Source organism: Paenibacillus auburnensis, assembly GCF_927798115.1.
Taxonomy (GTDB): Bacteria; Bacillota; Bacilli; order Paenibacillales; family Paenibacillaceae; genus Paenibacillus_AQ; species Paenibacillus_AQ auburnensis.
The window spans coordinates 321,547-346,766 of record NZ_CAKMMG010000003.1 but is presented as its reverse complement, the minus strand read 5'-3'; the positions used below and the strand labels follow the sequence as shown (position 1 = coordinate 346,766).

At 44.7% G+C, this 25,220-nt stretch carries 16 protein-coding genes and 1 pseudogene; 11 read left to right on the top strand and 6 right to left on the bottom strand.

All coding sequences use genetic code 11. The features are described from left to right. Positions 1-52: 52 nt before the first annotated feature. From L6H70_RS15340 to L6H70_RS15305, 8 genes are all read left to right on the top strand, one after another. Positions 53-1,879, top strand: coding sequence for a sensor histidine kinase (locus L6H70_RS15340; RefSeq protein WP_236334561.1), 1,827 nt, complete (start codon positions 53-55; stop codon positions 1,877-1,879). Beyond that, complete coding sequence (locus L6H70_RS15335; protein WP_236334558.1) at positions 1,854-3,458, top strand: response regulator; 1,605 nt, start codon at positions 1,854-1,856, stop codon at positions 3,456-3,458. Before L6H70_RS15340 ends, L6H70_RS15335 begins: the two co-directional genes overlap by 26 nt. Before the next feature lie 188 nt (positions 3,459-3,646). Next, a complete protein-coding gene (locus L6H70_RS15330; protein ID WP_236334555.1) occupies positions 3,647-4,951 on the top strand; it encodes an ABC transporter substrate-binding protein in 1,305 nt (434 codons plus the stop codon). An 85-nt stretch (positions 4,952-5,036) separates the two neighbouring features. Further along, positions 5,037-5,948 (top strand): carbohydrate ABC transporter permease, encoded by a 912-nt coding sequence (locus L6H70_RS15325; RefSeq protein WP_236334553.1) that lies wholly within the window; start codon positions 5,037-5,039, stop codon positions 5,946-5,948. Positions 5,949-5,995: 47 nt separating this feature from the next. Continuing rightward, positions 5,996-6,796: a carbohydrate ABC transporter permease gene (locus tag L6H70_RS15320; protein ID WP_236334731.1), complete on the top strand. Its 801-nt coding sequence runs from the start codon at positions 5,996-5,998 to the stop codon at positions 6,794-6,796. A gap of 149 nt (positions 6,797-6,945) precedes the next feature. Beyond that, complete coding sequence (locus L6H70_RS15315; RefSeq protein ID WP_236334551.1) at positions 6,946-8,235, top strand: ABC transporter substrate-binding protein; 1,290 nt, start codon at positions 6,946-6,948, stop codon at positions 8,233-8,235. Between the two features lie 197 nt (positions 8,236-8,432). Next, a complete protein-coding gene (locus L6H70_RS15310) occupies positions 8,433-10,055 on the top strand; it encodes a helix-turn-helix domain-containing protein (RefSeq protein WP_236334549.1) in 1,623 nt (540 codons plus the stop codon). Between the two features lie 165 nt (positions 10,056-10,220). Beyond that, positions 10,221-11,819 carry a cache domain-containing sensor histidine kinase gene (locus L6H70_RS15305; protein ID WP_236334547.1) on the top strand — a complete coding sequence of 533 codons (1,599 nt, stop codon included), beginning with the start codon at positions 10,221-10,223 and terminating at the stop codon, positions 11,817-11,819. 84 nt (positions 11,820-11,903) lie between these two features. On the opposite strand, the gene L6H70_RS15300 is transcribed toward L6H70_RS15305, so the two are convergent. The 3 genes from L6H70_RS15300 to L6H70_RS15290 form a co-directional block, all read right to left on the bottom strand. Beyond that, positions 11,904-12,794, bottom strand: a complete 891-nt coding sequence (locus L6H70_RS15300) for a carbohydrate ABC transporter permease (RefSeq protein ID WP_236334545.1) — start codon at positions 12,792-12,794, stop codon at positions 11,904-11,906. 12 nt (positions 12,795-12,806) lie between these two features. Continuing rightward, positions 12,807-13,697 carry an ABC transporter permease gene (locus L6H70_RS15295; RefSeq protein ID WP_236334544.1) on the bottom strand — a complete coding sequence of 297 codons (891 nt, stop codon included), beginning with the start codon at positions 13,695-13,697 and terminating at the stop codon, positions 12,807-12,809. Between the two features lie 76 nt (positions 13,698-13,773). After that, positions 13,774-15,393, bottom strand: a complete 1,620-nt coding sequence (locus tag L6H70_RS15290) for a type 2 periplasmic-binding domain-containing protein (RefSeq protein WP_236334542.1) — start codon at positions 15,391-15,393, stop codon at positions 13,774-13,776. Between the two features lie 307 nt (positions 15,394-15,700). On the opposite strand from L6H70_RS15290, the gene L6H70_RS15285 reads away from it, so the two are divergent. Continuing rightward, positions 15,701-17,899, top strand: coding sequence for an alpha-galactosidase (locus L6H70_RS15285; protein WP_236334540.1), 2,199 nt, complete (start codon positions 15,701-15,703; stop codon positions 17,897-17,899). A gap of 263 nt (positions 17,900-18,162) precedes the next feature. On the opposite strand, the pseudogene L6H70_RS28925 reads toward L6H70_RS15285, so the two are convergent. Continuing rightward, positions 18,163-18,337: pseudogene (locus L6H70_RS28925) on the bottom strand (nitroreductase family protein); the annotation flags it as partial. A 234-nt stretch (positions 18,338-18,571) separates the two neighbouring features. On the opposite strand from L6H70_RS28925, the gene sigK (L6H70_RS15280) reads away from it, so the two are divergent. Then, entirely contained in the window at positions 18,572-19,117 is a 546-nt protein-coding gene (gene sigK, locus L6H70_RS15280; protein WP_236334538.1) for an RNA polymerase sporulation sigma factor SigK, read from the top strand. A 357-nt stretch (positions 19,118-19,474) separates the two neighbouring features. Here the strand turns inward: sigK (L6H70_RS15280) and L6H70_RS15275 are convergent, their stop codons facing one another. Both L6H70_RS15275 and L6H70_RS15270 read right to left on the bottom strand, forming a co-directional pair. After that, complete coding sequence (locus L6H70_RS15275; RefSeq protein ID WP_236334536.1) at positions 19,475-20,188, bottom strand: hypothetical protein; 714 nt, start codon at positions 20,186-20,188, stop codon at positions 19,475-19,477. 447 nt (positions 20,189-20,635) lie between these two features. Further along, a complete protein-coding gene (locus L6H70_RS15270) occupies positions 20,636-24,436 on the bottom strand; it encodes a hypothetical protein (RefSeq protein WP_236334535.1) in 3,801 nt (1,266 codons plus the stop codon). Between the two features lie 133 nt (positions 24,437-24,569). Here L6H70_RS15270 and sigK (L6H70_RS15265) point away from each other — a divergent pair, with 133 nt between their 5' ends. Then, a complete protein-coding gene (gene sigK, locus L6H70_RS15265) occupies positions 24,570-25,121 on the top strand; it encodes an RNA polymerase sporulation sigma factor SigK (protein ID WP_236334728.1) in 552 nt (183 codons plus the stop codon). The last annotated feature ends 99 nt before the right edge of the window (positions 25,122-25,220 follow it).

The following is a 25,220-nucleotide window of genomic DNA, read 5'->3' as shown; positions in this document are numbered from 1 at the left end:
ATCAGAGAATATCATAGAGTCGTTGTAATACTGGGGTATGGAGGTTGTTCTCTTGTACCAAAAATTTAAATTCATCAGCATTAAAAATAAGATGGTGCTCCTGTTTATCCTTTCGATCCTGATCCCTATCATCATTCTGTTTATTAATTCTTATATTTCTTCGCAACAAATGCTGGAGAGCAAGTACACTGATCTGTTGGAGGACATCACCCGGCAATCGAATATCCGGATCGAGGAATTCCTGGAGGATATCGAGCAGATCTCCCTAATCTCCTCTTACGGAATCAACAGCTATGTGTCGGCAGTTTCCCAAGAGAACTACCCGGTTCAGAATTATCTTAAGAGCCCGTCACAGAGCAATGAGAATCAGGCTACGCAGCTGCTGATGAATTATATTACGATGAAGGAACGGGCCTTCTCGGTCTATATTTATAACTTGAATGGCGGCCAGGATCTGCTGGTTAGTACAAATAAGCCAGTCGATTACACTTATCACCCCCGCAACGAGAGGTGGTTCACCAACTTTCTGCAAGAAGACGATATAACCAGGGACCTGCCTTCCCGTATTGATTTGCAGACAAAGCAAGAGAACAATTGGGCGATCTATCATATGCGCAAAATCTTTGATCTGGAGGACGGCAAGCTGCTGGGGGTCATGGTGATAAGCATTGATATCGATTTCATTAACAAAGTGAACCGGCGGCTGCAGGAGAGTAGCCGTTCAGCCTTTACAATCGTTGACGAACAGAACCGAGTGCTTTTCAATACCGATTACTCACGAATCGGCCGATCCTTCAGTGACATGTTTCTCCCGGCTGTTGAAATTCATAAAGACACCCCAAGAGAAGTAGTTAAATCCGGAGGCAAAAGCTATATTCTAATTCATTCGGCATTCGAAGCCCATAATTGGACTACCTATCTGTACATGCCGGTTAAAGAACTGGCTGTAGAAGGAAATATACTGATACGAAATTTATGGCTGATCGTCATTGGACTGGTATTGTTCGCTGTAATCAGTTCGTTCTATTTGTCGGGCCTGGTCACGAGACCGATTAAACGGCTTATGAGAAATATGACACTCGTTGAGCAGGGCAAGTTTGACAATTTGCCCTCCGTCCGTTCCAACGATGAAATCGGACTTCTCGCCAGGCGCTTCGAGCAGATGTCTTCTGAACTTAAGCAGCTGGTTGAGCGTATCTATCAAGAGCAGGAGGAGAAGGCAGAGGCAGAGATCCGGGCACTTCAAGCTCAGATCAACCCGCATTTTCTGTATAACACGCTGAATTCGGTCAAATGGATCGCTTCGATGCAGAGGGCGGATAAGATCGTCGAGATGACTGAGGCGCTTATCTCGATCCTACGCTATTCCTCTAAGGCCGAGAACCGGATGGTTCCAATTCGTGAAGAAATGGATAACATCGCTCACTATCTGACGATTCAGAAGGTGAGGTACTTTAATCGCATTACGGTACATTATGAATTGGATGAACAGCTTCTCGATTATGAAATTCTAAAGCTGAGCATCCAGCCAATTGTGGAGAACGCTATCTTTCACGGAATCGCGGATATTGAAGATGGGAGCTTGAAGATAGTGGTGATGCCCAGCGGTGTAAATGATATCGCCATTCAGGTAAGTGACAATGGAACCGGAATGGATGAAGCCGTTTCCGCCGAATTAAGGAAGAGGCTGTATAATCCGGAAGGGATTCCTGGCAGTATCGGGGTATTCAACGTGCACAACCGCATACAAAGAGTATTCGGTGAGCATTACGGAATTACATTCTGCAGTGAAAAGGGAAAGGGAACGCTGTTCACCATAAAGATACCAAAAGTTAAGAAGGGGGAGACCGGAAATGAACAAGGTGCTTATCGTCGATGATGAGCTGCTCATGCGAATCGGGCTGAAGTCAATGATCGATTGGGAGAAGCATGGCTTCCGGATTGTCGGCGAAGCGGCAAACGGCAGAGAAGCACTGGAGCTGGCGGAGCTCCATCAGCCGGGGCTCATCATTACTGACATCAAGATGCCAGTAATGGACGGACTTGAACTCATAAGAGAACATTCCCGCAAACACGAGGGCTGCCGGTATGTTATTTTAAGCTGTTTGGACGAGTTTCATTATGCGCAGGAAGCGATCAGGCTTGGAGCCGAGGACTATCTCATCAAGAGCGACATCAAGCCGCAAGAATTGCTGAACGTGCTGGATAAGGTGCAGAAGCGCATCGCCAAGGCTTCTAAAGAGGAAGACGCTGCTGTGTTAAAGGAACAGGTAAAGGAGGGGATCGGCTATCTGAAGGAAACCTTGTTCAAGGAATTAATTAGCGGGTTCCGCGAGGAAGGCGAGGTCATCGAGAAGGCCGATGCGCTGAATATTGCGCTTCAGCAGGGTCCGATGGTTCTGATAAAGCTGCGAATCGACCGTTTTGAACATATCCGCAGAAAATACGTGGAACAGGACGCAAAACTGTTAAGATATTCCGTAGTTAACATCCTGGAAGAGATTATTTCACGAAAGAGAAAACGCGAGATTATTGTCGAGAATTCAGCGGAGTATTTGCTCGTTATGAATATGGAAGGGGAGGCGCTGAAGGGAACGGAGTTCGCTTTTTGTAACGCTATGTTTGCCAGGATTCAGGAAACGTTAAAGGATTTTCTCAACATTACCGTTACAATAGGAATCAGCTCCGTCGGCTTAGGCTTTGGTACTTTGAAAAAGGCATACAGAGAAGCTGATATGGCGCTAAAGAGTTTGTTCTTTGATGGTGCGGAGCGAATAGCGTATTATGATTGTCTTCCGCAAAGGTACAGAGATATAGACATCTTTCCAATTACCCCGGAGGATGAGAGAAAGTTTCGTCTGGAGGTGGAGAGCTCCACGGAAGGAGCTATCCGGTTTATGACGAAGCTGAATGAGAAGCTTCGCCAGGAAGGTTATACGGAACAAGCCGCTCGGAAAGCTTATTTGTCTGTTCTATCCCTGATCTCCTCCTGTTACCCAAGTCTGCCGAATTTAAATGATGATGGCCGTAACATGTACGAGCAAATTCTTCTGGAAGAGACTTTAGAGGGGATGGACCGGCTGGCCCGCCGGTATTTAGTGGAGTGCGAGCAGCATAACCTTGACCTGCCAGAGCGCCCCCAGAGTTATGCGGAACAAGCCAAAACTATAATGCTACAGCGGTATGCAGAAGATATTTCACTGCAATCCGTTGCCGATGCTATCAATGTGAATTCATCCTATCTCAGCCGGGTATTCAAACAGGAAACGGGCGAAAACTTTGTTAATTTCCTGACCAAGATCCGTATTGAAAAAGCTCAGGCCCTGCTAAAGGAAAAGAGCATCCGTATTTATGAAGTCGCTAATCGGGTAGGCTACCCTAATACGGCTTACTTCAGTAAGCTGTTTAAAAAGGTGACCGGAGTAAGTCCTGAAGAATACCGGGCCAGCGCCGTGTAAGGACGAAAAAGTAAATAATAGAATAGCAATAGTCAAAGAAGTGCATAGGGATCTATGCGCTTTTTTAGTCTGGAAAGAAGATGTAAAGAAAGGAAGTATGATCGTAAAGAATGTGGATTTAGCTCACGGATAAGACCCGTTAAGATCATAAATGTACCAAGACATTTAACTATCTAGGGGGTCTTTCAGTGAAAAAACGTTTATCCGTATTAATGGCGATCGGACTTGCCGCGTCTGCTCTTACGGCATGCGGCGGCAATAACACTTCCAGTTCGCCTTCAGCTCCGGCGGCGTCTTCAGCTCCGTCCGCTTCCGCCAGCCAAAAACCGAGCGGAGATCCGGTTACCCTGACTTACGCGATTTGGGATTCTAATCAGGAAAAAGGGCTGCGTACGATGGCGGACGAGTTTGAGGATAATCATCCGGATATTAAGATCAACATCGAAGTCACGGGCTGGTCCGAATATTGGACAATGCTTGAAGCAGGAGCAACAGGGGGATCGCTGCCGGATGTATTCTGGATGCATTCCAACGAAATTTACCGTTATGCCTCCAACGGAATGCTGCTCGACCTGAGTGACAGAATTAAGAGCAGCCAATCGGTCAAGCTGGAGAATTATCCGGAAGGACTGAACCAGATCTATAACTTCCAAGACAAGCAATATGCTATTCCTAAAGATTTCGATACGATTGGTTTGTGGTACAACAAGACGATGTTTGACGCAGCAGGTGTGAAACACCCGGACGAAACATGGACCTGGGACGATTTGTACAGCGCGGCTAAGGTACTGACGAAGGACGGCGTTTACGGATTTCTTGCTCCGCTGCACAATCAGGAAGGCTACTATAATTTCATTTATCAGAATGGCGGCACTGTAATCACGGATGATAAACAATCGGGCTATGACGATCCTAAGACTATCGAAGCGCTTGAGTATTATGTTAATTTTGCCAAAGAAGGTCTCTCTCCCGCAGTCTTTGACGATGCTGAACGTGCTGAGCTGATCAAAAACGGCAAGGTAGCCATGGGTTACTTCGGTTCTTGGAATCTGTCCGGATTTACCGAAAACGAATATATGGCTAAGAATTTCGATGTGGCCGTTCTGCCTAAGAAGGAGAAGCAGGCTTCTATTTACAACGGTTTGGGTCATGCTATTGCTTACAATACCAAGCATCCGGAAGAAGCTTGGCAATTCGTCGAATTCCTCAGCTCTAAGGAGGGGCAAGAGCGTCAAGCCGAACTCGGTGTCGCCATCTCGGCATATAACGGTGCGGCGGATCTGTGGATATCCTCAAACAAGACGTTTAACATCAAAGCATTTGTAGATATGGTCGATTATGGCGTTATCCGTCCATACTCGAACACGACGGCGGTATGGGAAGACAAGGTCAATGAAGCCCTTGGTCAAGCTTTTTCCGGGAAGATTCCGGTTAAGGAAGCGGCACTAAATGCGGCCAAGGTGATGAACGAAAGCTTGTCTCAGGAGAAGTAGGCCGTAGAAGAACTATTCAAATATATCATCCTTTTAGGCGGCAGCCGGAAGGCTGCTGCCTAGGGATAGGAGAGGGGGAGAATCCATGAGTAAAGTGGTATCCAGAAGAATTTCCAGACAGACATGGAGCGAATGGTCCTGGGGATGGTTTCTGATTGCGCCGACAATGATCGGACTTATCGTGCTGAATATCATCCCGATCATTCAAACAGCCTATCTAAGTTTCTTTAAGAGCGGAGATTTCGGCCGGGGAAATATCTTTGTAGGTCTGGATAACTACCGCAAGATGTTTGATGACGTTCAGGTCTGGCATGCTGTCGGTAATACGCTGCTATATGCCGTGCTTGTCGTTCCGATCAGCATCGCGTTATCTCTGATCGTAGCCGTACTTCTGAATGGAGAAATCCGGGGGAAGTCGCTTTACCGTACGATCTACTTCATTCCGATGGTTGCGGCTCCTGCTGCCGTCACCATGGTATGGAGATGGCTCTACAATGAACATTTCGGGTTAATTAACTACGTGCTGTCCAGAATCGGCATTAATGCCGTCGATTGGGTAGGCAATCCAAAAGTTTCATTGATTTCAATAGCCATCATAGGGATTTGGAGCGTTATCGGATACAATATGGTTTTGCTTCTCGCGGGTTTACAGGAGATTCCTAAAGATTTCTACGAAGCCTCCGAAATTGACGGAGCATCTAAGCTTCGGCAATTTTTCGTCATTACGCTACCACTTTTATCGCCGACATTATTTTTTGTTGTCGTAACTTCGGTCATTCAGGCTATGCAGGTATTCGATGTCATTTATATGATGATTGACGTGACCAGCCCGGCCTATGAGCATACCGTTTCCCTTGTGTATCTGTTCTATAATAACTCCTTTAAATATTCCAACAAAGGTTACGGATCCGCAATTGTTATTCTGCTGCTCGCTATTATCATGGTAATTACATTCCTTCAGGTGAGGGGGCAAAAAAAATGGGTCAACTACATGTAAGGAGGACTAGTGCTGTGGATACAAAGATTCGAATCCCCCGTCATTCAATGATTCATGTATTGCTCGTCATCGGGGCAATCCTTATGATTTTGCCTTTCTTCTGGATGCTCCTGACTTCATTTAAATCCGTAACCGAATCTACGTCCATGAATCCGTTTGTCTTTTTTCCTACGCAGTGGAGGTGGGGGAACTATATTGAAGTGCTGCGGCAAAACAACTTTCCCAGGCTCTATTGGAACACCTTTGCCATGGTCGTTCTGAGAGTAATCTGCTCCATTGTGTTTAGCGCCATGGCCGCTTATGCCTTCGCCCGTCTAAAGTTTCCCGGACGCGGCTTTTTCTTTGGACTTGTTCTCTTCCAAATGATGGTGCCTACCCAGATTTTCATTATCCCGCAATACCTGATGGTCGATTCGTTAGGCATGCGTAATACAATATTCGCGCTGTTGTTTCCAGGTCTTGTGAGCGCATTCGGCACCTTCCTGCTGCGCCAATTTTTTATGGGATTGCCGAAGGAACTGGAGGAGGCCGCTAAACTGGACGGCTGCAATATCGGACAAACATTCTTAAGAATCATGCTTCCTCTCGTCCGCTCGGGTATGGTGGCGCTTGGTATATTCACCGCTTTGTTTGCCTTTAAGGATCTGATGTGGCCAATGATTGTTAATACGAACTCGGATGCGGCAACCTTGTCGTCAGCACTGGCAAAAATCCAGGGAGCCTATTCGGTCGATTATCCCGAATTAATGGCAGCCTCCGTCCTAGCGATTATTCCCATGCTGATATTATATATTATCTTCCAGAAGCAATTTATTGAAGGCGTTGCAACATCCGGCGGAAAACTGTAGGCAGGATGCAACCGATGCGGTAATTCATTGAAGTATGTTAAATATGGCTTCCACATGCACATAGCTGGAGTGTATGATTTAGGATGAAGGATCAAGATTAAGATGCCGGATACGATAAGAAAAATGACAACCAAAGGGGTCTTTGTGTTATGAACGCTGCAAGCCGGGGACGGGTGGCCAGCATTATATTATTAGCATGCAGTCTGTCGGCCTGCAGCAGTACCGGCAGCAGGACGAATGTATCCATGATCGGCGAGAACGCGGAAACCTCCAGTGAGCAGATCGTGCTACGCTATTCCAGCTACCTGCTGGATACGGCACAAGCGGGTAAAGTATATTACGATGCAATCAGGCAGTTCGAGGAGCAGAATCCGGGGATTAAGATCGAAGCCGATTTTATCCAGAATAACAACTATACGGCCGGAATTAAGATCCGGCTGCTAGGCGGCGAGCCGCTCGATATATTTGACACCTGGTCCCCAAGCTTGTTTGAAGAATTTCGTGCACTCCGCAGCGACGTGTATCTGGAGCTTACAGATACGGCTTTTGTGAATGACTTCTATCCTAATTCGTTAAAGCCCGTTACGATAGATGGTAAAGTATACGGTGCGCCTGAGGTCATGCACAGCGACGGTCTGCTGTACAACCAGACGCTGTTTAACAGGCTAGGACTTGAGCTTCCCCGGACTTGGGATCAACTGCTTCAAGTATGTGAGCAACTCAAGGGTGAGGGAGTGATTCCAATTGCCATGGATTCGGAGTGGTCGACCGCCCAATTCTTCTGGGGCTCCATCATGTCCAATGCAGGTGCAGACGAGGAGTGGACGCGGAAGCTGGAAAGCGGGGAGATCAAGATCACTGACCCTATCTTCGTAGAGTCCATCAAAATGCACAAGGAAATCATAGACCGGGGCTACGTTCCTTCCAATTGGCAGAGCTTAAAGCATGAGCAGTCTAAGGATCTGATCGGACATGGCCAGGCGGCGATGATTATGACAGGCACCTGGGACATTCCGAGCATCAGACAGCGTAACCCTTCCAATGATATTCGTTTTATGAGTGTTCCGGGCCGTATGAAGACCGTCCCCAATATTAATGTAGGAACCTATCGGGTGATTAATTCAAAGACCAAGTACCCGGAGGAAGCGAAGAGGTTTGTCACATTTATGACCGGAAGAGCAACTCAGGAGAAGCTGGCTGCAGGAGCCTCGGCGGTTCCCTCCGTCGTTTCGGCCCGGATAGACGACCCGGTCGCAGCACAAATTGCGCAGGCTGTTACGCGTGACAACGCCATTTTGTTTTGGCCCCATACCGTTTCAACCGAATCGCTCCAGACCCATATTCAGGAGTCCGTCAACCGTTATCTGGCGGGCCAGAGTCTTGAAGAAACCCTGCATGAAATTCAGCTTGTTATTGATAGTGTAGCCGATAAGCGGTAATCCAACGAATAAACGCCAGTCCCTTTCGTTCTTAATGAACGAAAGGTTTTTTTTGCAGGAAAAAACGGGAATGAGTAAATGTGTTTATTTTAGATCATTATTAATCTTTTTAGGTCAATATCGGCATTATCGCTTATAATTAAGGAAGAGTGAACGCCTGTCGGAATATAAAACAAGCAGATCGCAGGGGGATGATCATGTATAAGCTGCTGATTGTAGATGACGAGTTATTAATGCGGGTAGGGATCCGCAGCATGATAGATTGGGAACAGCATGGATTTCAAGTCGTAGGCGAGGCGGGGAATGGTAAAGAGGGAATGGATATCGCCCTGGAAGTTTTACCGGACCTTATCATTACCGACATCAAGATGCCGGTGATGGACGGATTGCAGTTTATACGAGAAACCTCGAATAAGCTTAAGGCTTGTAAATATGTGATTTTAAGCAATTTTGATGAGTTTCATTATGTTAAGGAAGCGCTTAAATTAGGGGCGGCGGATTATTTGATCAAAAGTGAGATTACCCCCGCTGCTCTTACCGAACTGCTCAGCTCACTTAGAGAGAAATGGCAAGCAGAGCACATCAGCCAGGGAGCCGCGGGTAACAAACCTTATGATTATTCACTCAGTCTCAGCCATTTGAAAGAGAACTTTTTTAAGGATCTGATTAGCGGGTTCATCAGCGAACAGGAAGCCCGGACTAAGGCAGAGGAATTACATATCCGGGTTCAATCCTCCGAGTTGATTTTCCTGATCATGAAAGTCAATCATTTTGAAGCCTTAAAGAAGAAGTATATCGAGAAAGATGAAAAGCTGCTGCGATTTTCTATCCTGAATATTATGGAGGAGGTTATTCCAACCAGATGGGTGAAGGAAATCGTCATCGGCAATTCTTCCGAGTATCTGGTTATTGTGAATACTCTAGCCGGGAGCCGCTCGGAGCGCGGTGATATAGAAAGGCTAAGCGGTAAGATCCTGTCCTCCTTAAGGGATTTTATGAGCCTGAGTGCCACGGTTGGGGTAAGCACAAAGGTCCCGGGATTTAAGCACTTAAAAGCTGCATATAAGGAAGCCGAACAGGCATTGAAGGCCCGCTTCTTTAATGATGACCAACATGTATTTTTCTATGAGGATCTGATTAAACAGCCTGTACGTAAACCTGTAGCCTCCCTGATTAGTGCTAAGGAAGAACAAGATCTGCTCAAGGTTTGGGCTGCTAAGGATAAGAGACAGGCCGAGGTTTTTTTAGATGGGATACGCACCGAGCTTAAAACCCTGCAAACGGACGAGAGCAGTATCCGCACAAAATATATTCTGCTGGTAGAGAAGATAAATGCACATTTATTACCTTCCGGGAAAAGACCATGCATTCCTTTCATTGGGCATTCGCCTTATGAAACCGTTTTAAAAGGGGAGAGCTGGGTAGAGGTGCATCAGCGTATGCTGGAATACATGACGGAATGCCTGGACAGCAACTCGGGGACTATGCGTGAAACCTCGTATACTGAACTTGCAGTCAGCCTTATAAACAAATATTACGCTGAAGACATTTCCTTGCAAAGCATAGCCGGTCAGATTAATGTTCATCCCTCTTACCTCAGCCGGATTTTCAAGCAGGAGAGGGGAGAGAACTTCATCTCTTACCTGACCCGGGTCCGGATTGAAAAGGCAAAGGTGTACCTCAGCGAAGGAACAATGAAGGTATATGAGATTGCGGACATAGTCGGCTATCACAATTACACCTATTTCAGCAAAATCTTCAAGAAGACGGTGGGGGTCACTCCGGAGGAATATCGTGAGAAGCATTATACACCGAGTTGATGCCAAATGAAGAAGAGGTGCGTCATGCGGAAAGGTAAGCCCATTCGTATTAAAACAAAAATCATGTTGATTTGCCTGCTGGTGATCATATTTCCAGTTGTTGTAATGACCTTTAAATCCTATCATTCCTCGGAACGATTATTGGAACATAACTATCGAAGCTTAATGGAGGATTTGGCCAAGCAAACCAACATACGTATAGATGAATTTTTAAAAGAAATCGAGAAAATATCACTGCTGGCGAGCAATGGTCTAAGCAGCAGCTTATCGGCGACGCATGAGGGAAGTTATCCGATCCAGGATTTTCTGCGGGATGGCGGAGAGCAAAAGGAAATCGCCGCCTACAACAGTTTAATGAACTATATTATGATGAAAGACCGCGTATTCTCTATATACCTATATAACTTAAACGGCGGTCCGGATCTGTTTGTCAGTCCCAATCACCCGATCAATGACAATTTCAAAGTAGCGAACGAGCTCTGGTTCAAGAAATTCATGCACACGAAGGATCGAACGATTACCCTGTCGACTCGAATCGACGAGCAGATGGAAAGTAAAACGCTGACGGTTTCCCATGCCAGAAAAATATACGATGCGGCGACAGGCCGGCTATTAGGTGTAATCGTTGTCAGTATAGATATAAAGTTTATCGAGATTGTCAATCGTAATTTACAGGAAGCACTACGTTCAAGGTTTATGATTGTCGACAGCGAAGATAAAATCGTATATAACGTCGATGACCGGCTGATTGGCACGCTGTTCCGGGACAATGTACGTCCGGATGATTCCAAGAATATTGTTGTGACCAGCCCGCTCGGCCAAAAGGATTGGACGACCTATTTATACATGCCTATGGATGAGCTGACCGATGAAGGTGAAATTTTGGGCCGGAGCCTCGTTACACTTGCCGTAGTAATGTCCCTGTTCGCTGCAGTTATTTCCATTTTTCTTTCCAATGTTATTACCCGGCCGATTAAAAAACTCATGAACAATATCGTTCTGGTCGAGCAAGGCCAGTTCGAGAAAGTCAAGCATATCGGTTCAAGTGACGAGTTCGGGCATTTGTTCAACCGTTTCAACAAGATGTCGTACGAGCTGAAAAGACTGGTCGAAAGAGTCCAGCAGGAGGAAATGGAAAAAGCCGAGGCTGAAATCAGGGCACTTCATTCCCAGATTAATCCTCACTTCTTATACAATACTCTGGGTTCCGTGAAATGGATCGCCTCCATGCAAAAGGCAGATAAGATCGTTGACATGACTGAAGCGTTAATTTCAATGCTCCGCTACACCGCCCGGTTTGACGGGGTACTCGTTACGATCCGTGAGGAGCTGGACAATGTCTCTAATTACATCACGATTCAAAATGTAAGATATTATGACTGTATTCATATGAGTTATGAGATTGAGGAAAAGCTGCTGGGGTACCGGGTTCCAAGGATGATTCTGCAGCCGATTATTGAAAATGCGATTTTTCACGGCTTCGCTGAACTGGAAGAGGACGGGAATATTACGATAAGGGTTTACTCAAGAGGGGCGGATGTAGTCATTGAAGTTCAGGATAACGGCGCAGGGATGGATGAAGCGACGATTCAGGAATTGCTGGACAGCTGGGCCAAAGAGACGGAGGAAGAAGCGAGGGGGATCGGACTGTTTAATGTGCAGCGCCGGATCAGACTTCATTTTGGAGAGTCTTACGGACTAAGAGTAAAGAGTGTTGTTCAGGAAGGCACGACCTTCACCTTTCTGCTGCCCGGTATATCATAATTAACCACAAGAAAGCAGCGGTTCCTGAAGTACAGGACGCGCTGCTTTTAGTAAATCCAACTGACCTTGATCAAACCATAATTTTTATCCTTTGACGCTGCCGAGCACTAGACCTTTCGTAAAGTACTTTTGCAGGAAAGGGTAAACCAATAAGATAGGAATGGCGCCCAGGAACATTTGAGCTGCACGTCCCGTCCGCGCGTTCATCATGGAAAGTAACTGGGTATAGTCGGTTCCTGACTTCAGCATAATCTGTTCAAAGCTCTGAAGAAGCGTCTGCAAATAACTCTGCAGCGGATAGTTCACCGGATTGTTCATATAAATAATGCCATCAAACCATGAATTCCAGTGACCTACAATACTGAATAAGCCTACGGTGGCAAGCGCCGGTTTAAGGAGAGGAAGGAGGATACGGGTCAGAATTTGAAAGGGACCCGCTCCGTCAATGATCGCCGATTCCTCAATCTCTTCCGGCAAACCGCGTATGAAGTTCATGAGAATAATCATGCTGAATACCGGCAGGGCTCCGGGGAGAATCAGGGACCAAATGGAATCAATGAGTCCAGTTTTGACCACGACAAGGTAAGTCGGAATCAACCCGCCATTGAAAAGAATGGTTATGATAAAGAATGCCATATATACATTGCGTCCTGTCACCTTCAGGTTGGATTTGGACAGCGGGTACGCGGTAAGTACTATTAATATCAGGTTGATTAGCGTCCCCAGCACAACCCGTTGAACAGAAATCCAAAGAGCAGTGAAGAACTTACCGCCGGTCAGCGCGAATTCATAGGCTTTCGTGGTGAAATCTACCGGCCAGAACGCCACATTTCCCGCCGACACAGCGGCGCTGCTGCTGAAGGAGACTGCCAGCAGATTAATGAAAGGCAAGATGCAGAGCAGAGAAGTTAAGATTAATATTGTATAGTTTGCCGCGTGGAATATGCGTCTCCCTATGCTTTTGTCTTGAATCATGACAAAGCCTCCTTAGAAGATTTTGTAGTTGGCAACTTTATAGGCAAGGATATAGGACACTCCGACGAGGATACAGGAAATTATGGATTTGAATAACCCGACGGCAGCGCTGATCGAATATTGGGCTTGTTGTATGCCAAGGCGGTAAACATAAGTATCGATAATGTCGCCGGTCTGGTAAACAACAGGAGAATAGAGATTGAATATTTGGTCGAATCCGGCATTCAGTACGGTGCCAAGGGATAAGACGGACATGAGGACAATCGTCGGCATCAGGAGCGGCAGTGTTATATACAGGGTTTGCTTCCACCGTTTGGCCCCGTCGATGACGGCAGCCTCATATAACCCGGGATCGATGCTGGTTAAGGCTGCCAGGTATACTACTGTACCGAAGCCGAAGCCTTTCCAGATATCACTGACAATCATGGTCCACGGGAAGATCGACGGACTGCCCAGGAAGGGGATGGAACCGATTCCGAACAGCTTCAGAAAGCTGTTGACAATACCGTCTGAGCTAAGGATATCCAGCAGAATGCCAGCCATAATGACCCAGGATAGAAAATTTGGAATATACACCAGTGTTTGAAAGGTTCGTTTGATGGCACTGCGGGCAACTTCGTTCAGTAGCAAAGCGAAGACTACCGGAACAACAATACCACCGATAATCTTGAAGGCGGACATGTACAACGTATTCCAAATCGTTCGGACGAAGTTTGGCTGGTTAAATACATGCTCAAAGTTGTCCCATCCAACCCAAGGGGAGTTGAAGCCCAGACCGGGATTATATTTTTGAAATGCAATGACCAGCCCGTAAAAAGGAATATAGCTGAAGATGAATACCAGGATAATACTGGGGAGCAGCATGAGATGGTAAGGGCTCTGCTGTTTTAACTTTTTTAGCATCCCTAATCCTCCGTTTCTGATGTCTTTGGAATAACAAAGGGGAGCGAGAATCCGCATCCCCTTTGGGTCAATGAATTTATTTTCCGAAGGCTGCGTTCACGGCCTCAGTAGCATCGTCTCCGCCTGCAGTTTTCCAATTCTGGACCACCGTATCGAAGTAATCGATATTCTCGGCTCCCATAATAATCTTGGTAAACCCTTCGGTCAGGATATCGTCCAGAGTCGTGCCGTACCCCGCTAGCACCTCGGGTGTCGCTCCCCAAAGCGCCGTTTTGATATAGTTCCCGCTGTCGAGGACCTGCTTTGACAGACTATACGCAGAACGCGGCGCACCCTGCTGCAGATAATCGCCTACGGCGCTCGGCGTTGAATTCTTTATATATTCGACACTATTGTTATATTTCTGCCACATGCCCGCTGTGGTGAGGCCGCTTGTATCTTCGGATTTCAAAGCTGCCGATACGGCCTCAAACTGCTCGTAGTCGGAGTTTGGATTAAGGACACGGAAGGCGCCGACCACATGGGCCAAATCATTGTCGAGTAAGCTGGATAACGTTTCCTTTGATTCCTTTCCGACACCTTCATCAACAATGTAGGCGTAATCGTTAAGGAGCTTGATGACCGCTTCAGGATTCTTGAACGATTTATTGACGACGATGTAGCTGCCGTTTGCAAAGAAGACGGAATGCTTCGCCTCCCCTCCAGTGATGCTTGGGAGCTGGTAAGGATAGAAAATCGCGTCCTTGCCCAAATTGGAAACGGTATCGACACCAGGGTTATATCCCCACCATTGATAATAAGGCTGCATGCCTACCTTGCCTGCAACGACATCGGCGTTCATCGCGCTGAAATCTTTAATAGCAAATTCCGGGTCGATGATCCCCAGCTTGTACCATTCTGCCCATTCCTTAAGGGCATCCTTCATCTCAGGCTGAACGGAACCATACACAAGCTTGCCGCTGCCATCCTCCAGCCACATATCCGGATGGGCATTCCAGGAAACAGCAAGAAGATTCAGGTAATCCAGCGTCTGGTCGACAGCAATACCGTAACCCCCGTGTTTCTCCATAAATTTCAACGCAGTATTCTTCAGATCCTCGACCGTTTGTGGATCTTTAATCCCCAATTCTTCCTTCCAGTCGTTGCGTATCCACATAAAATCCGGTTGGTCGATTAATCCCCAGTGCAGCTGCGGTATACCGTAAAGCTGCCCGTCTTTCTTACCGGACTCGTAGCTGTCGGCGTCAGCCTCCATATAGCCCTTCAAACGATCGGAAGCGTACTTATCGAAGACATCGGTTAAATCCAGGATCATATTTGCTTCGGTAAGCTGCTGCAGTTGAGAAGCGTTAACTCTAAAAACATCAGGAAGCTCATTTGATGAAATGGCCAAGTTAAGCTTCGTATCGTACTCATCGCTGACCCAATCTGTAACGACGTTAATATTGTATTTTTCTTTATACCTGTCTATCCAGACGTTGTTGGTAATATCGTCGCCCTCAGGATACTTAGCCGAGGGATATTCGGAAGTTACCGTGTGGATGGTGACTGGATCTTTATAAGCGCTGAATGCCGGATCGGATGAATCCACCTCGTTGGAAACAGTTGTGGCATTGTTGTTGGCTGCTGCCGTAGGGTTAGCCCCATTCCCCGGGCTGCCGTTGCTGCTGCATGCTGCAAGTAATACCATGGACATACATAATGACAGAAAATAAGCAGTTTTTTTCTTGGTCATACCTTTTCCCCCATTTATCATCATAGTTGGTGTGGTGCAATCAACCTGCAATTAATTCTAAGCGAGAATATGGGGGAGGGGAATAAACATTATTAACGCCCTTCCTCTACTTTTTTGACTTCGCCGTGTTTAATGCCATAACAGTAAAAAAAGTTACTTAAACCTGTAAAGGAAGTGCAAGCTACCTGTATTGTCATATCAGGCTGCAAAATGTAAGGTGGAGGTGAGTGAAAAAGCGCTCGCGCGCAGGACAACAGGAGGATTCAAGATGTCTATTTTATATGACGAGCAGAACCGTAGTTTTCATTTATCGACTTCAGAAACGAGCTACATTATTCAAATTATTAGGGACGGTTATCTAGCACACCGCTACTGGGGGAAACGGATTCATGAATTTCGGGACTCTAATAGGCTCATTCACGCTCATAGGCCGCTATCCCCCAACCCCGATCCGCAGGACCGTTCATTCTCATTAGACGAGCTGCCTCAGGAGTATCCCGGATTTGGCAGGAGCGATCTGCGCACACCAGCATATCAGATCGAACAAATAAACGGTTCTACAACAAGCGATCTTCGATATGTTACCCATCGGATTATTAAGGGCAAACCTGCGCTTGAGCAATTACCTGCCGTTTATATGGAAGAAGATGACGAAGCGGAGACGCTAGAGATCACTATGAAGGATGAGTTACTGGATTTCTACGCTATTCTTTCTTACACGGTACTGGCTCAATGGAATGTAATTACGCGATCCGTCAGATTTATTAATAAGTGCGGAGAGAAGGTACGTTTGCTGCGTGCCGCGAGTATGAATATCGACTTTAACGATGCGAATTTTGATTTGCTTCATTTATCGGGAGCGTGGGCTAAAGAACGTTCTATGATTAGAAGACCGCTGTTTCAGGGCAATCAATCTGTCGACAGCCGCAGGGGAGCGAGCAGCCCCCATCATAACCCGTTCATTGCATTGATGCGAAAGGGTGCAGATGAGTCGCAGGGTGACGTCTATGGCTTTAATCTGGTATACAGCGGAAATTTTCTGGCCAATGTGGAAGTAGACTCATACGATACGGCTAGAGTGTCCATCGGAATAAATCCTTTCGACTTCGCCTGGCTGCTGGAACCGGGTGAAAGCTTCCAAACTCCCGAGGCAGTCATGGTATTCTCGTCAACGGGACTAGGGGGAATGTCGCGTACGTATCACAGATTGTACCGTTCGCGCTTATGCCGGGGTAAGTACCGTGACCTAGTCCGGCCGATTCTGATTAATAACTGGGAAGCGACCTATTTTGATTTCACCGCAGAGAAACTGGTGCAGATTGCAGCCAAAGGCAAAGAACTCGGTATGGAATTATTCGTACTGGATGACGGTTGGTTTGGTAAAAGGAACGATGACTCTAGCTCGCTTGGGGATTGGTTTGTTAATCGGGAGAAGCTGCCAAATGGCCTTGAGGACTTGGTGTCGCGTATTAATCACCAAGGCATGCAGTTCGGACTATGGTTTGAGCCCGAGATGGTATCGGTAGACAGCGAGCTCTACAGAGCTCACCCGGATTGGTGCATCCATGTAGAAGGCCGATCACGCACGACGAGCCGAAGCCAGCTTATCCTGGATCTGTCGCGCCCCGAGGTATGCGATGAATTGGTACAGCAAATTTCCGGCATTCTGCAGAGCGCCCCGATTACCTATGTGAAATGGGATATGAACCGCCATATGACCGAGGTAGGTTCAGCAGGCTTGCCTGCAGAACGTCAGCGCGAAACTGCCCACCGCTACATTTTAGGGCTGTATAGAATCCTTGAACAACTTACCACGGCATTTCCGGATGTTTTGTTTGAAAGTTGTTCCAGCGGCGGCGGACGTTTTGATCCAGGGATGTTGTATTACATGCCGCAAACCTGGACTAGCGACAACTCGGACGCTATCAGCAGGCTGAAGATTCAATATGGAACAAGCATTGTGTATCCCGTCAGCTCAATCGGGGCGCATGTATCGGATGTGCCTAACCATCAGGTCGGACGTATCACACCGCTGGAAACAAGGGGGCATGTGGCTTTAACCGGTGTGTTCGGGTACGAATTGGATCTGACCACATTTAATGAATCCGAGCAGAGTCTGGTGAAAGAGCAGGTTCAATTCTATAAAGAGGCAAGGGAGCTTGTCATGAAAGGAGATTTATACCGGCTTCTGAATCCGTTTGAAGGGAATGAAGCCGCATGGATGGTGGTTTCTGAGGACCGCACCGAGGCGCTCTTGTTCTATTGCCGTGTTCTGGCAGAGCCGAATCCGGGATTCCGCAGCTTGCGTTTACAGGGATTAGATGAGAATGCAAAGTATATCGTTGATGACGGTGAAATGACTTATGGCGGTGACGAGCTGATGTATGCAGGCATCCGTGTGCCGTTTGATCTTCATGGTGATTTCAGGAGTAGGGTCTGGAGGGTGCGGAAAGCCGGGAAAGAATGAGAACGGCCACAAGCTGTTAATGCTAAAGGCCTGTCGAAAGACAGGCTTTTTGTATTGCTAAATATCTCATTTGAGGTTCTACGACAATCTTCGTGAAAATGATTTAGTGGAGAATACCTCCGTCATCCGATGAAGATGGCGTGAGACTATCCAGCTATTATAAAGAACACTAAAGTGCTCTGTAGCAATTCCACGATAAACGTCCCCAATCCTATACCAAATCACTCTAGAGTTCAGATGTCTGGCTATCACAAGCGGTAGGATTAATTACCTTCCTTAGCTCCTTTACCAATCGTAATTAACATAACCGTTGGTTACGTTCCTTATTTAAGCTGAATACAACATCAATCCTCGATCTATCGTAATCTCCAATAGCATTGATATCATATCCGTGCGCTACGTGCAACCAGCATGAGCTGCATAGATACGAGCCCTGTCTAATGTGTTGAAATGGCGTGATTCAGATTCAGGCATTTGCATACCTAGGTTTAACTGTGTTCAACTGCAAGTCTCTGATTTCTTTAGGCTTGTATCCTAGCTCAACAAGCAAAATCCGAGTCAGAATTTGGTGGATGCATTATCAGTCAACAATAACAAATATTGTGAAAAGTTAAAAAGACTCAACCACTAAAGGGTAATCTGGAAAATGATACTGAAGAACACACGAAAGTAATGAGGTATGAGAAAATGACATCGCCTCGTGTCCACAACCTCAAAAAATTCGACAACACCGGCGAAGACATGGAGGATCTGATCTCCATCGGCACCATCGGATTGATCAAAGCCATTGAGAGCTACCGCCCGAACAAAGGCACGAAGCTCGCTACTTTTGCTGCCCGCTGTATTGAAAACGAAATCCTCATGCATTTGAGATCGCTTAAAAAGACCAAAAAGGACGTATCCCTGCATGATCCGATCGGGACGGATAAGGAAGGCAATGAGATCACATTAATCGATATCCTCGGCTCGGACGCAGATGATATTGTTAAAGAAGTGGATCTGAAGATCGAGAAGAGCAAGATATATCGTAATCTGGATATTTTGGATGACCGGGAGAAGGAAGTCGTGGTGGGCCGCTTTGGCCTCGACACCGGCGGGGAAGAAAGGACGCAGCGGGAGATTGCGAAGGAGTTGGGGATTTCGCGGAGTTATGTGTCGCGGATAGAGAAGAGGGCGCTGATGAAGCTGTATCATGAGTTTTATAAGGCGAAGAGGTAAGACTTCGATTCTCCAAAAAAAGCGACTTATCTAAGGATGAGTTGCTTTTTCTTTACATAAATCAACTCAGAGCAGAGCGAGAAGAAGGAGCCATCGGTTATAGTATACCCGGAAATATATGACCTGCTATCCAACTGCTACGTAATTATGATGATAATGAGAAGGTTCTAAGCCCATTCCAAAGCGAAATCAATTTAGATGAAGGTCCGGAAGACGAAAGATATGTAGTGGGTGGAAGATCCTCCGATCGTAAGTCATCATTTTTCGATAGTAAAAAGAGTGCGCAGTTACTGCTGGCACTCTTTTTTAGTAAAAGCCAAGTATTGCTTCTAAGTTAAATAAACTCGCTATCTGAACTTAATTATGTATCCTGCGGCTCCGCGTATTTCTAAGGAGGTGTTGTTCATCACAGTTAGAGCTTGCTTCAGGCGTTTCTTTTGATAACAATAGATCCTTAATTTGACTAATAATGAAGCCTAAAACTATGAATTCAATTAGCTTTGTGGTTAATATATGCACCACCTGAATGATCCTTAGCATTATATCGCTGTTTACTTCATGCTGAAACTGCTGAAACAATCCCGTCTGAGGTATTGAATAAACAACTGATATGCCATAATAGAAGGCATCACCTATACCAAGCTCTATGTTGTGGGTTGAAAGGATATTCCATAGACTATACAACGGTGAAAACATAAAACTAGATAAAAGCATGAAGATAGTCACTAAAAAAAATCGAATAAATAATGAAGCTTTTTTGTTTATTGCATCCCAAGGGTTTGGAGAAACAAGCTGTCGAAGCATCTCTTTGCAGACATAAAAAATAAAGAAAAAGGAGGAGAAGGATAACTCAAGAAAATATATCGTAAAGATATATACTCCTACTTTTTGATGAATAGGTGCCCATGTGCTGTATCTCAGTCCTATGGTTATAAATATCAAGGACATAAAAATACTTGGCAAATATGAATAGAAGAATAATTCACCCTTAGTTTTTGGTAAGTATAGTATAGAAAGTATTGGTACAATTAACCCGATAAAAATAGCCACCCATGCTAACGCATTGTTCATAAAATTTCTTCGCTCCCTTATTTATATGTTGTACATACGAGCTGCATAAATTTTTGTTTCAGTAAATAGGGCATCAAGATCACATAGAATAAAAATTTTCTAGGTTTAGTTGGTTGTTGAAGTCCTTGAAGAAGTGGATCTAAAGACTCTTCCCCAACCTGGATGTCCTCGATGTTTAGAAATAGAATATTTTATGATTGGCTGATTCAGTCTCGTCACCACCAGCGTAGATCAGAAGCAGCGTGAATTTATGGTGGGTTGGACAGCTTGTGATGGTACGTTTCAAGGGTCGAGAATAGAACACGCATGAGGGGAGTGCAAGTTTTGTAAACTAGATCGTGAAGAAATAACAGATTTAATGAAACAGACTGCCAAATGATCAGGCAGTCTGTTTTCAGCATATCCCATTAAGTCAACGTTTAGAAAACAACAATAAGTGGGCGTTAGCTATTCAAAACGTTCGTCGTGTTCTCGATCTTGAGCCATTTCCCATTCGCGCTCAGTACGAATTTCTTCGATGAATGTTCTTTCTTCCTGTATTGCCCATTGTGAAACAATGGCGTCGTCATGATCTTTTAGCTGTGATATTAAAGGAATGAATCTTTCCATTAAATCTGCCCGAGAACCACTCCATGAGTTAGGTCTGAAACGGCGCTTAAACTGCTTCAAAACTAAAATTGGATTAGATGATTCTTTAATCAAAGTAGTGGCGATAGGGGTCCACCCGATTCTGTGTTCATTATTCTTATAAGGCAAAAGAACTGATGCGATTAGTTGGTATCTGACTTCCGGATTAATATTACACCAAGAAAGAACCACATCGTCTTCAATGACAGACATTGGGTTAATAAAAGAATGAATATCATCAGAAATTAGTCGAGTTAGCCCATAGTTTACTTCTTTATTTAATAAAAAAACATTGAGGAAAATTAATGGGTGTGTTAAGGCAATCGCCTTTAAGATGTGATCATAGTCTGTCGGGAAAAAATAATGATTTTCTAACTCTGCAGCTATTTTGTCGGCTACTACTCTCATATTCTCTTGAGTTTCAGCGGTGTAGAAACAGTATTCTACTAATACACCTAGCTCATAATCTTTGTGAGTCATATTAGTACGAGTAAAGGAGTATTGAAGGAGTAGCTTTTGTCCCAATTCCATAATCTTTTCACTAAACGTTCCCTTTTCAATCCCATGAATTCTCATATGAAGAATTTCAATCGCAATATTATCGCCTTCACTTTTTGAGGCAATGATTTCTACTAATTCACAAAAATCATTATCACTTACATCATCTAATGTCCTTCCAAGTTTTAAATTTCTATACATCCAAACTGGAGTATGTTCAAGCTCAAGTGCTTTCTTTATCCGATTTAATCCTTTTTTATCAATATTTATACTCATTTGAATAATAGGAAAAACTGAAGATAAGAGTTGATCAGTTATAGCTTCATCCAATAATTTTTCACACAACTCGTTATTAGTATTAGAAAGCCCATTCAAGAAACCACGAAGTAGTTGGTAGTTACGCTTCGATTCAGGTATAGAGTATAACTGTTTCAGCATATTCGCCCATAAATTCTCGGAATTATAGGTACTTTCCGAAAGCCCTTTTCCAAAATCAAATATTCTTGTCCCCTCATGGCTTAAAAGATCTGGTAGTAATTCATCTACCCACGCCGTATTCCCCCCAACTTTTTTTCCTAAACCGCAGGTGATTGCATGTAAAGTGGCTACACCCTCCATTAAATCTGAGTCTTTATCAATTGTATCAATTAGATCAATGCTATTTTTATGACTAGAAAGTATGTATAATCTTGCTTTGTCAAGCAGAGTAATAGGTGCAAGAATATCTGCTAAGTTATTTAGTCTGATTACAACATTTGGAGCCATTTCTTTTCCATCAAACCGAAGAGTGCTTTTAACCGCTGTCCAACCATCATTCCATGTATGCTTCGCAGAAATATAATTGATAACCGTTTCTAACTCATCATACATTGCAGCTTTAGTCCACAACCCTCTAAATTTTACAGCCAAGAGATCTCGAAGCTTAGAGGCTAATGCGTTTTCAAAACCAGCAAGGGGTAAAAGGTAATCAAGAAATGTCTTGTACCAATGATTCACATCCTCATTACTTCTAGGTAACCAGCCATAATCTCTTGCTCTAGCCCCAAATTCAAAGCCATAAGAAGATGTGAAGTGCCATGCTTCCAGCGATGCTTCTAACAGTGATAAGCCTAAATCAACTCGGTTCTCTGAGTCAGAATTTAGTAGGGATGAGATTATTTTTAGTCGCTGCTCAGGGGTTGCATGTGTTCCCGAGAGGTGAATATTGAACAGAGACTTTAGCAATCTCCTTATGGAATTATTATTTTCGTCAGGTGTTTCTGTCAAAGCGAAGCAGCATAGAAGATGAGAAGCTCTTTCGAACAAAAGTGGATCATATGCTATTGACCTAAGGAGCCTAGTGAATTCATCAAAATAAATATTTTCACGCGAAAAAAATAGATGACATTCCTCCTTATCAGTTAATCTCTCAAGAAGAGATAAAATTGAAGTAGGCTCTACCGGAGCTATGTTTCTTAGTAAGGTAATGCCAAGCTGATTTAAATTCATAACATCTCCAAGCAAACCCGTTTCTGAAAGCCACTCTCTAGATATTTGCAGCGCTGTTTGTGAATTATGCAGAAAGCCTAGTCGTCTTGTGAACGATATTAGCAGTCTCTCGGATCCACTGTTTAAAAAAGTGTCAGTAATAATATTAGTAGGTATATTCTGAAGCGCTCTTTCTGCAAGTCTATTTGCAATCGCTTGAGGAAGCACTGCCCGCCAGTAACTTCGCTGCTGAACAAGTTCACGCCGTTTGAGTTCGACGATGTTTTCGTAAAGTTCACGAATATCTAGACTCGCCAAGGTGCTTAGTAATTTTAGTTCATTATTTTCAGCTTCAGTACGCATGTCAAAAGAGTATACGAGTGAACAAACTTCCGCTGCCTTAAGAAGTCTGTTATCGGGTAAATGCCTTTGCTGAAATAATCTTTCAAAAAGATCGGAATCTCTCAATTGAGAAATATCCTCCCCCCTTTCAATTGTCTTTGCTAACGCAATGGCAATACGTGCATTTCCGCCTGCAAATTCAGCGATCATTCTGGCACCAATTTGAGTTATATGAGCAAAACGATTGAGGATGACCTCTTCAATTAAATCACGGGAAGCTGGATCTAAACGATAGACTTCAGTTTCTTCAGGTTGATCATCTCTTACGTCATATTCGACCGTGAGAAGGCTGAGCTGACTTCCAGCTGCCGAACATATGGAAGTTAATCTCCTGTGTAAATCTGGTGGACAATTATCAATTACTAGAATTATTCGTTTTTGAAGAGCACCTAGCATTTCTGCAAAATTTCTCGGATCGGGAAGGGGACTGTCACTAATATCTGAATAAAATACATGGGAAGTATTAAGTGGATTTTGACCAATTCGTTCGTCAAACAAAGACTGCACTAAGCGTGTTTTTCCGACTCCTGATAATCCTACTAAACGAACTGAGGAGCCTGGACGACTAAGAGTATTCCGTATTTGATTTATGCCTACTGTTACGGAAAGGGCTTCGGAATTTAAACCAGAGGAATTATATAACCGAACTTGCTCATCCGTAATATAGGCTTCTTCCTTTCCCCCTGGACAATTTGCCCAGTTGTCATATGATTTCCATCCTTGAATAGAACGACCTATTTTTTGACGTACCCACAAAATAATAGAAGGATGGGCACGAACCCAACTGGCAATGCGTCCACGATCAAAGAAGTCGACCTTCAGTTGAGTTGCGTTTGGGTAGTCAGCAACAGCGTTTTGCATAGCTGCCTTGCGGCTTCTTAAAGCTGAGTCGGCAGTGGAGCCTTGGCTGCTAACAATAATGTAGGCGCCTTTATTATCTGCCAAGTCTTTAATAACCTGTCTAAGTTGATTTTTTGGTCGCATTTCCTCGATAATTGCATTTCTTGGCATATCGGGCTTTTTTACTTGAAATCCCGTATTCGATCTAGAAATGAAACCGTCATCATGTAAGACAGAAGATACTTCTACACGAACATCTATACCACCATCACCGGCATTTTGGTCTCCACCCCAAGTAACTCCTGCAATTGGTAATCCCTTAATTCGCAGTTCTGCTTCACAGAGTAAACCAATAAGTGATCTAAGGTCTGAGTCATTCAGTTCTGCAATATCATTTCCTGTTATATCCAGCATAATAAACCTCCTGTTCATTAAGGTTTAGCACATTTCGGAAAGTTTGTTTTGATTTACGATTGATGCATCAATTATATAGAAATATTGGATTGCTTGGTATGTATTAACTTACGGACAACAAAAATACGACAACATTTATTCATTTAGGTGCAGATTGACATCGCATCGTGTCCATAACCTCAAAAAATTCGACAACACCGGCGAAGACATGGAGGACCTCATCTCCATCGGCACCATCGGGTTGATCAAAGCCATCGAGAGCTACCGCCCCAACAAAGGTACCAAGCTCGCCACTTTTGCCGCCCGTTGTATCGAGAATGAAATCCTCATGCATTTGAGATCGCTTAAAAAGACCAAAAAAGATGTATCCCTGCATGATCCGATAGGGACAGATAAGGAAGGCAATGAGATTACACTAATCGATATCCTCGGTTCTGACGCAGATGATATCGTTAAAGAAGTGGATCTGAAGATCGAGAAGAGCAAGATTTACCGCAATCTCGATATTCTGGATGACCGGGAGAAGGAAGTGGTGGTTGGGCGGTTTGGCCTCGACACCGGCGGGGAAGAAAGGACGCAGCGGGAGATTGCGAAGGAGTTGGGGATTTCGCGGAGTTATGTGTCACGGATAGAGAAAAGGGCGCTAATGAAGCTTTATCATGAGTTTTATAAGGCGAAGCGGTAACCGATTTACAGAGTAATATTCGGTAATAAAAGGTCCTTTACTTAGCGACTTATCTGCGGATGAGTTGCTTTTTGTTTTCAATATAAGCTTTAGAGTAAG